We start from the raw sequence: 12,629 nt of genomic DNA on the forward strand, positions 1-12,629 counted from the left end.
CAATAAAAGAGAAACTATATACGACGAAGTAACTGTTGGTTTAAACGCATTAATAAATAGTCACGTTCTTTATTCCAGTTTAAGTCTTCAGCCATCGTATTAATTGCTTGGGTAACCGTATTAACAAATTTACCATAAGTATTATGGGTTTCGTCTGAGTTAGTTGCACAAAAAATTAATTGAACTGTATCAACTAACTTATCACCTTCCCATTGTGAAGAGATGTCAGCACCTTCTTCTTCTGGATCATATCCTAATGAAATAATATCGCCATTAATGATTGTTTGTTTTTCTTTATCAAGACGAACGATTGGTGACATACCGTTTGCTAGCATAGTCGCATGTTTAAGGTGATGTTTTTCAACTGCGTTTGTAAAAGCTGCTGATATTTTTTCATACAGTACTTCAAATGGTTTTTCAGCATCGTAGTCAATTTTTGTATCTTTAAGTAAACGTCTAGTCATTGGCATACTTACTACCGCATAAGTAATAGCTGATGCGGTTTCAGGTACAGGGTAGCCTTGATGTAAATAACGAGCTGATATTTCTCTAAAAGTATGAGTAATACTTTCTTTGTTGCCTTTTTGACGAGCAAAAATATCATAAGTTAGGTGCTGATGATCACGAACCTTTAAATCATCTTTTTCAAGGCCAATTCGCGTTGAAATTAACTCAACGGCAGAAATAACCTTTTCATGAAACTCCGCTGCATCTTCGCGTAAGTTATCGCCCGTTGCCAAGAAAAGAAATTTTATTTTGTTTGAGCGAACAGCACCATCAAAATAACCTTTAAACGTACTGTTATGAAGAGGGCTATAAAAGAAGAATGATTGTTTTTCAGTATGTAAAACTTGTTGTTCTTCATTATGACGAACACGAACTAGACGATTGTTTGCTACAAAGTTAGCATGAGCTATGTCACATTCTTCAACAGCGTTTAAGGCAAGTCTACCTAGTTTTTGATAAAACTTTTGATAAGGTTTGTCTTCTGATGTATCAATCTTGCCAACAACTAATTCGATCAGTTTATCTGTTAGTGGCATTTCGGCGATTAAGTAATGATTGTCACGAGATACTTTCGGTACGTAAACCTTAACTGATGCACGGTGTCTGCGAAAAACAGAACTTGAATTTATCATTTTTATTCCTTATTTAGTCGATTGTACTTATATTTATTATTGTAATGACTTCGGCACACAATGTTTATGTTTAACACTTGAGGAAGCTTACAAAGCAACACTGTTATTTGCATTGCACATTTATTTTGATCATCTACGATACAGGTAAAGCACTAAACAGCTTTACAGTCTCTTTAAAATATCTATTTCATAACTTACTTATAACTTATTTAAAAACGAACAGAAAGGTTATTCTGTTAAGGATTTTTAAATTAATTGATTAGTTATTTTAATTAGTAAGCGTAAATTAAGAATACATATTCTTTAAATTTATCATCTATATAAATGATATTAACTAACTTTAAGTCAATACATTATCATAAAATTAACATTCTTTTTGATATTAACATTACAGTAATGAGCAAAGCTAGTATATTTAGTGAAGTATCAAGTGTTTTAATTGTAATCTAATATATCAATGAGGATATTCGACGTAATAAATGGGATATCCCAATAATATTAAATATAAGGTTTTTATATATAGTATTAATGGAAATAATACCAATTCCGATAATTTTCTGGTCTAGCTGTGCGAAGGGAAAATATTTAAAGACAAGGCGCTTGATTGAGTAATAACTGGTTATTGCGATTGAAAGGAACGTAGGGTTTAAGTATTTTAACCAGTACAGGTGATCAGTAATTTAACGGACTTGGTATAATGATTAAGTTTAAGCTTTAATTTAAATTGGTATCAAATTATAGCGATAGCTTATGCAAAAAAGTTGTTTAAAAAGACACAAAAAAACCGCTATTAAGCGGTTTTTTTGTTTTACTTATATGGTGCGCGGTAAGTGATTCGAACACTTGACAACTCGCAAGTCAGGCGAGGACTCTACCACTGAGCTAACCGCGCAGATTTATTGTTTTCACTAAATCATTTATATTAACCATTTAGTAAACAAAACGTTGGTTTGTCAACGAGGCGACATATTAGCTTTTGGTTTATCGCCTTGCAAGCAGTTTTATTCAAATCATTTGAAAAGTAATACTTTATGCTGTTTTTATCGTCAAAGTGATTAAAACAGCATCTGCATCAGGTAGAATATAGCAACATGAAACTTATACATTAACAGTTTTAGTTGTTACTTTATTCACAATGCGTTGTTGAATTATACGTAAACGCCAAGACAACAGTATGGCCGACACAGTTAAACCTACAATAAAGCCAATCCATAAACCATAAGCGCCCATATGAGGCATAAACCAATCAGTTACACCTAAAATCAAACCTACCGGTAAACCAATAATCCAGTAAGAGATAAAGGTAATATACAAAATAGCTTTAGTATCTTTATAACCGCGTAATGCGCCAGCACATACTACTTGTATGCTGTCTGAAAATTGCCAAATAGTGGCTAATAGCATTAAACTTGCCGCTAGTTCTATTACCGGTAAGTCGTTACTGTATATTTGAGCAATATCAACACGAAATAGCACGGTAATTGTTGCGGTAATACAGGCGAATAATAATCCTAAAATAATAGCATAAATACTGTAATCACGGGCTTGTTGTATATTGTCATTACCAATGGCATAACCAACCTTTATCGTGGTTGCCATCGCAATACTTAGCGGTACCATAAAAATAAGGCCGGTGAAATTTAAAGCGATTTGATGACTAGCAACCACCTCTACACCAAATGGGATTAATATTATGGATACAACAGCAAATAGACTTACTTCAAACAGTAAAGACAAAGCAATAGGGATCCCTAAGGCGAGTATATATTTAATTTCACGCCAGACAGGCCAATAAAAAGCGTTAAATAAACTTGCCTGTTTAAGTACTTTTGAATAAACAGCGTAAATAAACATACCAACAAACATAACCCAATAAACAATAGCGGTGGCAACACCACAACCTGCGCCACCTAATTCAGGCATACCAAACTTGCCATAAATAAAAATATAATTAGCGGGAATATTTATGATTAAACCTATAATGCTGATGATCATTGTTGGCTTGGTGTAGGATAATCCTTCAGAATAATTTCGTAATACTAAGTATAAGCAATAACCCGGCGCCCCCCACACTACAAATTCTAAATAGCCAAACATCAAGGCTCCAAGGTTTTCCTCTAAAGTCACAAAGGGGATAATAAGTGGTGTTACAAGGTAGTAAAGCCCTATTAAGGATAAACCTAGCGCTAAGCCTATCCATGCGGTTTGGTATGTTTGCTCGACAACGTCGGTGTATTTTTTTGCCCCTGAAAGATGAGAAACAATGGCAGCTAAAGCCATCATTAAACCGTAGATAGTTAAGATGAGTGGCAGCCAAATACTACTAGCTATCGCGACAGCCGCTAAATCGACGGTGCTAACTTGCCCAGCCATAACAATGTCAACAAAGCCCATAAGGTGTTGGATTAATTGTGCGACTAAAATAGGATAAGTAAGTTTTAATAAACTTTTACTATGACTGAAAAAACCAGTGAGATTCATACGTTGAGTAACTTCCTGCAAAAGTACTGCGTTGTTAGGGCGATATTAATGCAACTTTAAGGTAAAGGAATAGCTGAAGAAAGTGTTAAGTCTGAGCTATTAAGGAGTAAGCATGATAATTGAGATAAAGTACGCAAACAAGGCAAATATCATGATCGAGAAAGGATTTTAATTGAGGTTTAATTGAGTTTTAATTCTGCATATTGTAAATCCGCAATGAGACAATCTAAAGTTGAGGTTTATTGAAATTAATTCATCATATATTTAATGGTAATTACTTAACATTGCTAGTTTAATCATCACTATCAACAGACAACTGAATAGTTTTTCGGTATTCATCTATATGTAAATGATAGTGAATTTCATTGCAACAAGCTGGGCACTCGTCGTAATAATCTTGATCGCCTGCTGAGCTATCAATAGTGGTATGTAGATGGTGGCCGCAATGTGGACAAGTAATACGTTTTTCACTGAGTTGAGTGGTCATTAGTCTACTCCGTCAATAAAATAAAAATATATGTTTAACTTTGTTTTTTAACTAAATAATTTAGATGTTTAATATGTATGTAGTATGGCTAATTTTAGTCTTATTAGGCAAATAAACAGTTAAAAAATGAAGACGTTTCTTGTAACTAATTTTATTCGTTTATTTTATTAAACGGGATTGTCTTAAGTACTTTTATTGAAGAGTATTTCAGGGGGGAGTTTGGATTATTCGTCTAAATCGGTATCAAGGTATTGTATTTTATCACTGATCCCGTCCCATTTTTTAGCATCCTCTAATGGCGGTTTTACTTCGGTGATTCTTGGCCAATGTTTGGATAATTCAGCGTTAAGTTCAATAAAATCCTTTTGATCTTCAGGTACTTCATCTTCTTGGTAAATAGCATCAGCAGGGCATTCAACTGGGCATAAATCACAATCAATACAGTCATCAGGGTTAATCACTAAAAAATTTGGCCCTTCATAAAAGGCATCGGCAGGGCACACTGCTACGCAGTCAGTGTATTTACATAATATACAGTTATCGGTTACTACAAATGCCATGATGATTTTTACTATTGTTAATTGCGCCTAATGGATTGTGTAGATCATACCTTTGTTGAGCACAATTTCAATCTCTTGTTTATAAAATGATAATGGACAGGTAAAATACAGAAAAATATTACACTTCTCCTGTTGGATCTCAAAAAGAATGATTCGTTTAACCAATATTAAACTCGCGCTTGACCATCAAGAACACGAACTTGAGCAAGCTATTTTAGCAAAGCTTTCAATAACCACTGATCAACTCGTTAATTTTACCGTGTTTAAACGAGGTTATGATGCCCGCAAAAAAACGAATATTATTCTTATTTATACTTTGGACGTTGAAACAACGTTGAACGATAAGTTATTGACCACGTTTAATGATGACAACCAAGTGAAGCCAACACCTGATATGGCATATAAATTTGTCGCACAAGCCCCTGAAAACCTAAAAAAACGTCCAGTGGTTATTGGTATGGGTCCGTGTGGTTTATTTGTTGGTTTAGTATTAGCACAAATGGGCTTTAAGCCTATTATTCTTGAACGTGGTCAAGAAGTAAGGCAACGCACTAAAGATACCTTTGGTTTTTGGCGTAAAAAAATATTAAATACCGAGTCTAATGTACAGTTTGGTGAAGGCGGTGCAGGTACATTCTCTGATGGCAAATTATATAGCCAAGTAAAAGATCCAAAACATTATAGTCGTAAAGTGCTGCATGAATTTGTTGATGCAGGCGCACCAGAAGAAATTTTATATGTAAGTAAGCCACACATTGGTACCTTTAAATTGGTGACCATGGTTGAGCAAATGCGTGCCAAAATTTTTGAATTGGGCGGTGAAGTTAGGTTTGATCAACGTGTAGATAAAATTCATTTTGTTGATGTAAATGGTGATACCTTAACAAATGAGTTTTCTATAGCAGGTATTGATGGCTACCAAAACAAAAAAGTAACCGGCTTAACATTACATAGCGGTGAACATATTGAAACTAATCATATTGCTTTAGCTATTGGTCACAGTGCTCGCGATACCTTTAGTATGTTATTTGATGAAGGCGTTTATATTAAAGCGAAACCTTTTTCGGTTGGTTTTAGAATTGAGCATGAACAATCAGTTATAGATGAAGCGCGTTTTGGCGATAATGCTGGCAATGAAATTTTAGGTGCGGCAGATTATAAACTAGTACATCATTGTAGTAATGGTCGTTCTGTTTACAGTTTCTGTATGTGTCCAGGTGGAACTGTAGTTGCCGCAGCTTCAGAAGAAGGTAGATTAGTGACCAATGGCATGAGCCAATACTCTCGCCATGAACGCAATGCTAATAGTGCAATTGTTGTAGGTATTGAGCCAAGTGATTATATTACAGGTGAATTTGCATCAAACAGAGATTACGTATTAGCGGGTATGGAATTTCAACGTAAGTTAGAAGAAAAAGCTTTTAAAATTGGCGGAGAAAGTTATGATGCGCCAGTGCAGCTTGTAGGTGATTTTTTAGCAGGACGTAAAAGTGGCGAACATGGTAGCGTTACACCATCTTATAAGCCTGGGGTAACTTATTGTGACTTAAGTGAAACCCTACCTGATTATGCTGTTGCAGCAATCAGAGAAGCATTACCAGCGTTTAATAAGAAAATTCAAGGCTTCTCAATGAATGATGCTACCTTAACGGCGGTTGAAACAAGAACTTCTTCACCGATTCAAATTACCCGTGATAAAACAACTTTACAAAGTCTTAATACGCAGGGGTTATACCCAGCCGGTGAGGGCGCAGGTTATGCAGGTGGTATTTTATCTGCAGGCATTGACGGTATTAAAGTTGCTGAAGCGATGGCGTTAGCGATAATGGCAGAGCAATAGCGCTAAACTATTAAGTCTATAATGATTAGCTTTAAAAGAAGTATGCCTAAAAATAATTAAGCCTATATGTACCAAGTATAAAGGATGAAATTCATCAGTTTTACTAAATGTTAGAGTGTTATTGTGTGCAATATCATTCTAACGATTTACCTATCTATCATCAGCTTCAATTAATCCCGTAATAGTGGGTTTACTCTGCCATTTTTCATCGGGTAAATACTGTTTAAGATTACGCATACTTTTCCAAATGGATTTTAATGCGACATGATCTGCTAACCAACTAGGTATTTTACCTCTACCATCAGCGATAAACACATATTCAATAAGGATCTCAGCAGGGTTATCTTTAATTGGAGCGATCTGCCAATAAGCATCGTGGACTTTTACTTGTAGATATTCAGTGACATCAATATCGTTTGCTAGCATCTTTTGTTGTACAGATTCAGGAGTAATATCAGTTATTTTGATATGAAGGCTCAGATCATCGTTTTGCCAATATTGTGAGTTTAATAATAAAACCCTTGGTTTAAACGGCCACATTGTTGTCATTTTTATATAGAAAGTCGTATTAGCAGTAGTGTGTTGCGTTAATATTTTACTTTCAGTTGCATTAACCACCCAATTAGGTGTGTTCGTTACAGTCTCTAAAAAGTATAAGAAACCAGACAAGCTTGATTTTACTTTCGCAGTAGCTCGTATCTCGATTAGTTGTTCATCCTGAAGAGTAACTGGGCGATAACTCACACTTTGTTCATTATTTTCTTGCCAAACTTTCCAAGGAACATCTGCAGTTAAAGCCGGAGTTGTATTGGCAAAAATGTTGTGCGAAAAGAAAACAAAAATAAGGCTACTAAGTAAAGGTATAAGTAAAGGTAATAGTGTCATCATAAAAATTGTTAATGGCTTTATTCTCTATACTAGCACCTAAAGTGTAAATGATTACTATAAACAAAACGTTATTATAGGTTGTTTGTCTGAATTGCTATTTTTTGTAGTAAGTAAACTAATAAATATAACTAAAGGGATTAATTATTGTTAAAGTCCTTGTTTAAAAAGGATAAGGCTTTTACAATTACCGATGTAAATAAAAAAAATTTAAAAAAGAGCTATAGGCTCTTTTTTATGTTCAGGATGAACATTAGTAGGTAACCGCATGACGCGACTGCCAATACCATTTATTTTTAAATATTAAATAATTCAAGCGACGCTTGGTATGCGCCGCCACTGAATAAGGAAAAATCATGCCTGTAATTACTCTCCCTGACGGTTCTCAACGCTCTTTCGAACAAGCTGTATCTGTAATGGATGTTGCCATGGACATTGGTCCTGGTTTAGCAAAAGCTACCATTGCTGGTCGTATCGACGGCAATCTTGTTGATGCGTGTGAATTAATCACCCAAGACGCGGCTTTACAACTTATCACCAGTAAAGACAGTGAAGGTCTTGAAATTATTCGTCACTCTTGTGCACATTTATTAGGGCATGCAATTAAGCAGTTATACCCAAATGTTAAAATGGCAATCGGGCCAACCATTGATAATGGCTTTTATTATGATGTTGATCTTGATGAATCTATTAGTGAAGAAGATTTAGTTAAACTTGAAAAACGTATGACTGAATTAGCCCGTACTGGTTATGAAGTTGTCAAGAAAGTAGGTACTTGGCAAGATGCGTATGATGCATTTGCTGAGCGTGGAGAAACTTACAAATTACAAATTCTTGATGAAAACATCGACAAATCTGATACGCCAGCGTTATATCACCACCAAGAATACATTGATATGTGTCGTGGTCCTCACGTGCCAAGCATGCGTCATTGTCATCACTTTAAATTAATGAAAGTTGCTGGTGCTTATTGGCGTGGTGATTCAGACAACAAAATGTTGCAACGTATATACGGCACAGCGTGGGCAGATAAAAAGCAACTTAAAGCTTACATTGTACGCTTAGCAGAAGCTGAAAAACGCGATCACCGTAAAATAGGTAAAACGTTAGATTTATTCCATTGGCAAGAAGAAGCACCTGGTATGGTGTTTTGGCATAACGACGGTTGGACAATCTACACAGAATTAGAAAAATTCATTCGTGAAAAATTACATGAATATGATTATGACGAAGTAAAAGGTCCATTAATGATGGATCGAGTACTTTGGGAAAAATCAGGTCACTGGGAAAAATACGCAGAAAACATGTTTACGACAACGTCGGAAAAACGTGAATACGCGATTAAACCAATGAACTGTCCAGGTCATGTGCAAATATTTAACCAAGGTTTAAAGTCTTACCGTGATTTACCATTACGTATGGCTGAGTTTGGTTGTTGTCATCGTAACGAACCATCAGGCTCATTACATGGGTTAATGCGCGTTCGTGGCTTTACTCAAGATGATGCCCATATTTTCTGTATGGAATCTCAAGTTCAAGAAGAAGTAAGTAAGTGTATTCAAATGGTATACGATGTTTACGGCTCGTTTGGTTTTGAAGATATTGTTGTTAAATTGTCAACTCGTCCAGAAAAACGCATCGGCAGTGATGAAATTTGGGATAAAGCTGAAGCTGGTTTAGCGCAAGCATTAAAAGATAACGACATTAAATTTGAATACCTACCAGGTGAAGGTGCTTTTTACGGACCTAAAATTGAATTTACCTTAATGGACTGTTTAGGTCGTGGCTGGCAATGTGGCACAGTGCAATTAGACTTTGCATTACCAGAGCGTTTAGGCGCAACTTATGTTGGTGAAGACAACGAAAGATATATTCCGGTAATGATCCACAGAGCTATTTTAGGTTCACTTGAGCGCTTTATCGGTATTTTAATCGAAGAGTATTCAGGTAAGTTCCCAACATGGTTATCGCCAATTCAAGCGACAATTATGAATATTACCGATAAACAAGCACCATATTGTGAAGAAATCGTCAAAAAACTCAAAGAAAATGGCTTTAGAGCAAAATTAGACTTGAGAAATGAGAAGATAGGCTTTAAAATCCGCGAGCACACTTTGAAGCGAGTTCCATATTTGTTAGTTGTTGGTGATAAAGAGATGGAAGCTGGCGAAATTGCAGTACGAACTCGTAGTGGTGAAGATTTAGGAAAAATGTCTGTTGATAGCTTTATCGCAAAAATAAGCGAAGAAGTTAATACACGAGTATAAACAGACATTTAGAAGTGATAATTAATAATTTTTTATCACTTTAAAATAAAGGTTATTTAATTTACACAGTTTTGTAACTTAAATAGCCGCTATTTAGCTCTATTTCGAGGCGGAAGTGCGGAGTTGACGAATGTCAATGAGCACTGACAACAACGAAATAGCGTTAAATATCAATATTTATGTTAACAAAAAGAGTTTCTGTAGGAGGAACATGGCTATTAAAGGTGGACAACGAGGCGGGCGTAAAGAGCCAGCTCATCGTTTAAATGAGTTAATTACAGATATACTAAATAACGAAGTTCGATTAATTAAATTTGATGGAGAGCCTGGTGGCATCGTTACTTTAGATGAAGCGATGGACCAAGCTGATGAAGCGGGTGTTGATCTTGTTGAAATTAGCCCTACAGCCAAACCTCCCGTTTGTCGTGTAATGGATTACGGTAAATTCATTTACGAAAAAGCGAAAGAACAAAAAGAACAACGTAAAAACCAGAAACAAATACAGGTTAAGGAAATTAAATTCCGTCCTGGTACAGATGAAGGCGATTATCAGGTGAAATTACGTAACCTGAAACGCTTTTTAGAAGGCGGCGACAAGGTCAAGGTAACATTACGTTTCCGTGGCCGTGAAATGGCCCACCAAGAGTTAGGTTTACAACTTTTAACCCGTGTTAAAAACGATTTAGAAGAGTTAACTGTACTTGAGTTCTTCCCGCGTAGAGCGGAAGGGCGTCAAATGGTGATGGTTCTAGCCCCTAAAAATAGATAATACTTGGTTTGACAAGTAATAAGTGGGTTAACTCACTTATTCACCAACTTTATCTTTACGCTGGTAGTAAAGGCTTGCAAGTAAAGTGATTACGCTAACATTTATGTTCGCAAAGTCATTTTCGCCCTCGCTACTTAATATTTGGCATATATCTTCTTTTATAGAAAGATATACATTTGAGAGTTATTCACATGCCTAAAATGAAAACCAATAAAGGTGCTGCAAAGCGCTTTAAAAAAACAGCCTCAGGCTACAAGTTCAAACAAGCTGGCCTTCGTCATATCTTGACTAAGCGTCGTACTAAAGTTAAGCGTCATCTTCGTGCTAAATGCATGATCGCCGCATCTGACATTAAGTCAGTTAAAAAACTTTTACGTCACGGTTAATTAGGAGATATAGAAAATGGCTAGAGTAAAACGTGGTGTACAAGCTCGTGCACGTCACAAAAAGGTTCTAAAGCAAGCTAAAGGTTATTACGGTGCACGTAGTCGTGTTTATCGTGTTGCTTTCCAAGCAGTAACTAAAGCAGGTCAATACGCTTACCGCGATCGTCGTCAACGTAAACGTCAATTCCGTCAGCTTTGGATCGCTCGTATAAACGCAGCAGCTCGTCAAAATGGTTTATCTTACAGCAAATTCATTAATGGTCTTAAAAAGGCTTCTATTGAAATTGATCGTAAGATCCTAGCTGACATCGCAGTATACGATAAAGCAGCATTTACTTTCTTAGTTGAAAAAGCGCAAGCTTCTTTAGCTGCTTAAGTTAAGAATGTAAGTTTGGTTAACATAGTTAACTAGACTTGAAAAAAGGACGCTTTATAGCGTCCTTTTTACTTTTTAAAATAAAATATTTAGCTAACATTATTAATGCTTTTTAATGTGAAAAAAAGTGATAATCCCAATACTAGTAGTGTTAGTTAAATAAGCTAATTTATGAATTAGCATTAACAATTAATTATTTGATAATTTAATCAAGAGAAATAATGATGAACTTAGCTGATAAAGTTTTAGCCGTTAATAATGATCTTCCTATTCGTACTGATGCGCCTGTTCATAGCGGTAAAGTACGCTCTGTCTACTGGTTAACTGAAACTGATAGTAAACGCCTAATTGAAGAAAAGGGCTATGATGTACCGAGTGATACTTCATTAGCCATTATGGTGATAAGTGATCGTATTTCAGCGTTTGATTGTATTTGGAAGGGCGAAAACGATATGCGTGGCGTACCTGGTAAAGGTGCTGCATTAAACGCTATCTCTAATCACTGGTTTAAATTATTTAAAGAGCAAGGCTTAGCTGATAGTCATATTTTAGATATTCCGCACCCATTTGTCTGGATTGTACAAAAAGCCAAACCTGTAATGATTGAAGCCATTTGTCGTCAATATATTACCGGTTCTATGTGGCGCGCTTATACTAAAGGCGAGCGAGATTTTTGTGGTATTGAATTACCAGAAGGTTTAGCAAAAGACAGTAAGTTACCTGAGCTTTTACAAACGCCATCAACTAAAGGTATTTTAGAAGGTATTCCAGGAGTTCCTGCTGTTGATGATGTGAATATTACCCGTAAAAATATTGAAGAAAATTTTACCGCTTTTAATTTTAAGTCGGTTGCTGACATTGCGCTTTATGAAAAGTTATTAACTGAAGGCTTTGATGTTATCTCTAATGCGTTAGCGAAAATTGACCAAGTATTTGTTGATACAAAATTTGAGTTTGGTTATGTAAAAGACGTGAACGGTAACGATAAACTTATTTATATGGACGAAGTTGGAACGCCTGACTCTTCACGTATATGGGATGGTGCAGCGTATCGTGATGGTAAAGTCGTTGAAAACTCGAAAGAGGGCTTCCGTCAATTATTACTTAATCATTTCCCTGATCCAGATATTTTATTAAATAAAGATCGTATGCCTGAGCGTGAAGCTTTAGCTCGTGATAATGAGCTACCTTTATCTGTGTTGATGAACGTTTCAAAAACGTATACCGACATTGCGGAAAAAATTACCGGTGAAAAAATTGTTTTGTCTGATAATCCGAAAGCGGAAATTATCACTATTTTACGTGAGCAATATCAGCTAGTTGATTAGTTTTCATGTTTTAGTTTTCATGTTTTAGTTTTCATGTTTCAATAACTATTTATACCAATTTGATTAAATTTCTTCCCAACTCAGAGCTATGCTCGATGTGCAATGACAAGG

At 35.7% G+C, this 12,629-nt stretch carries 11 protein-coding genes and 1 tRNA gene; 6 read left to right on the forward strand and 6 right to left on the reverse strand.

Features of this window, described 5'->3' with window-relative positions; translation table 11 throughout:
- Positions 1–14: 14 nt before the first annotated feature.
- The 5 genes from KO502_RS09470 to fdxA all read right to left on the reverse strand — a co-directional run bounded on the left by KO502_RS09470 (position 15) and on the right by fdxA (position 4,667).
- The gene (locus KO502_RS09470) at positions 15–1,139 is read right to left on the reverse strand and encodes a DUF3083 family protein (RefSeq protein ID WP_216022332.1); all 1,125 of its coding nucleotides are present in this window, start codon (positions 1,137–1,139) and stop codon (positions 15–17) included.
- Between the two features lie 817 nt (positions 1,140–1,956).
- Positions 1,957–2,031, reverse strand: a tRNA-Val gene (locus KO502_RS09475).
- Between the two features lie 206 nt (positions 2,032–2,237).
- Entirely contained in the window at positions 2,238–3,620 is a 1,383-nt protein-coding gene (locus KO502_RS09480) for an MATE family efflux transporter (protein ID WP_216022333.1), read from the reverse strand.
- A 292-nt stretch (positions 3,621–3,912) separates the two neighbouring features.
- Entirely contained in the window at positions 3,913–4,107 is a 195-nt protein-coding gene (locus KO502_RS09485; RefSeq protein WP_216022334.1) for a CPXCG motif-containing cysteine-rich protein, read from the reverse strand.
- Positions 4,108–4,331: 224 nt separating this feature from the next.
- Entirely contained in the window at positions 4,332–4,667 is a 336-nt protein-coding gene (fdxA, locus tag KO502_RS09490; RefSeq protein ID WP_216022335.1) for a ferredoxin FdxA, read from the reverse strand.
- 148 nt (positions 4,668–4,815) lie between these two features.
- Between fdxA and KO502_RS09495 the strand changes: the two genes are divergently transcribed.
- A complete protein-coding gene (locus KO502_RS09495; protein WP_216022336.1) occupies positions 4,816–6,507 on the forward strand; it encodes an NAD(P)/FAD-dependent oxidoreductase in 1,692 nt (563 codons plus the stop codon).
- A 150-nt stretch (positions 6,508–6,657) separates the two neighbouring features.
- Here the strand turns inward: KO502_RS09495 and KO502_RS09500 are convergent, their stop codons facing one another.
- Positions 6,658–7,395 (reverse strand): hypothetical protein, encoded by a 738-nt coding sequence (locus KO502_RS09500; protein ID WP_216022337.1) that lies wholly within the window; start codon positions 7,393–7,395, stop codon positions 6,658–6,660.
- A gap of 353 nt (positions 7,396–7,748) precedes the next feature.
- Between KO502_RS09500 and thrS the strand changes: the two genes are divergently transcribed.
- The 5 genes from thrS to KO502_RS09525 all read left to right on the forward strand — a co-directional run bounded on the left by thrS (position 7,749) and on the right by KO502_RS09525 (position 12,518).
- The gene (thrS, locus tag KO502_RS09505) at positions 7,749–9,659 is read left to right on the forward strand and encodes a threonine--tRNA ligase (RefSeq protein WP_216022338.1); all 1,911 of its coding nucleotides are present in this window, start codon (positions 7,749–7,751) and stop codon (positions 9,657–9,659) included.
- Positions 9,660–9,870: 211 nt separating this feature from the next.
- On the forward strand, positions 9,871–10,428 hold the full coding sequence (gene infC, locus KO502_RS09510) for a translation initiation factor IF-3 (protein ID WP_216022339.1): 558 nt from the start codon (positions 9,871–9,873) through the stop codon (positions 10,426–10,428).
- Positions 10,429–10,619: 191 nt separating this feature from the next.
- On the forward strand, positions 10,620–10,814 hold the full coding sequence (gene rpmI / locus KO502_RS09515) for a 50S ribosomal protein L35 (RefSeq protein WP_033094689.1): 195 nt from the start codon (positions 10,620–10,622) through the stop codon (positions 10,812–10,814).
- Between the two features lie 16 nt (positions 10,815–10,830).
- Positions 10,831–11,190: a 50S ribosomal protein L20 gene (rplT, locus tag KO502_RS09520; protein ID WP_019029134.1), complete on the forward strand. Its 360-nt coding sequence runs from the start codon at positions 10,831–10,833 to the stop codon at positions 11,188–11,190.
- Positions 11,191–11,414: 224 nt separating this feature from the next.
- Positions 11,415–12,518 carry a phosphoribosylaminoimidazolesuccinocarboxamide synthase gene (locus tag KO502_RS09525; protein ID WP_216022348.1) on the forward strand — a complete coding sequence of 368 codons (1,104 nt, stop codon included), beginning with the start codon at positions 11,415–11,417 and terminating at the stop codon, positions 12,516–12,518.
- Positions 12,519–12,629: the final 111 nt, after the last annotated feature.

Source organism: Colwellia sp. E2M01 (assembly GCF_018860585.1).
Taxonomy (GTDB): domain Bacteria; phylum Pseudomonadota; class Gammaproteobacteria; order Enterobacterales; family Alteromonadaceae; genus Colwellia.

Coding starts and splice junctions, on each gene's coding strand:
- KO502_RS09470 (WP_216022332.1), bottom strand. CDS start 1,139: ATGATAAATTCAAGTTCTGTTTTTCGCAGACACCGTGCATCAGTTAAG.
- KO502_RS09480 (WP_216022333.1), bottom strand. CDS start 3,620: ATGAATCTCACTGGTTTTTTCAGTCATAGTAAAAGTTTATTAAAACTT.
- KO502_RS09485 (WP_216022334.1), bottom strand. CDS start 4,107: ATGACCACTCAACTCAGTGAAAAACGTATTACTTGTCCACATTGCGGC.
- fdxA (WP_216022335.1), bottom strand. CDS start 4,667: ATGGCATTTGTAGTAACCGATAACTGTATATTATGTAAATACACTGAC.
- KO502_RS09495 (WP_216022336.1), top strand. CDS start 4,816: ATGATTCGTTTAACCAATATTAAACTCGCGCTTGACCATCAAGAACAC.
- KO502_RS09500 (WP_216022337.1), bottom strand. CDS start 7,395: ATGATGACACTATTACCTTTACTTATACCTTTACTTAGTAGCCTTATT.
- thrS (WP_216022338.1), top strand. CDS start 7,749: ATGCCTGTAATTACTCTCCCTGACGGTTCTCAACGCTCTTTCGAACAA.
- infC (WP_216022339.1), top strand. CDS start 9,871: ATGGCTATTAAAGGTGGACAACGAGGCGGGCGTAAAGAGCCAGCTCAT.
- rpmI (WP_033094689.1), top strand. CDS start 10,620: ATGCCTAAAATGAAAACCAATAAAGGTGCTGCAAAGCGCTTTAAAAAA.
- rplT (WP_019029134.1), top strand. CDS start 10,831: ATGGCTAGAGTAAAACGTGGTGTACAAGCTCGTGCACGTCACAAAAAG.
- KO502_RS09525 (WP_216022348.1), top strand. CDS start 11,415: ATGAACTTAGCTGATAAAGTTTTAGCCGTTAATAATGATCTTCCTATT.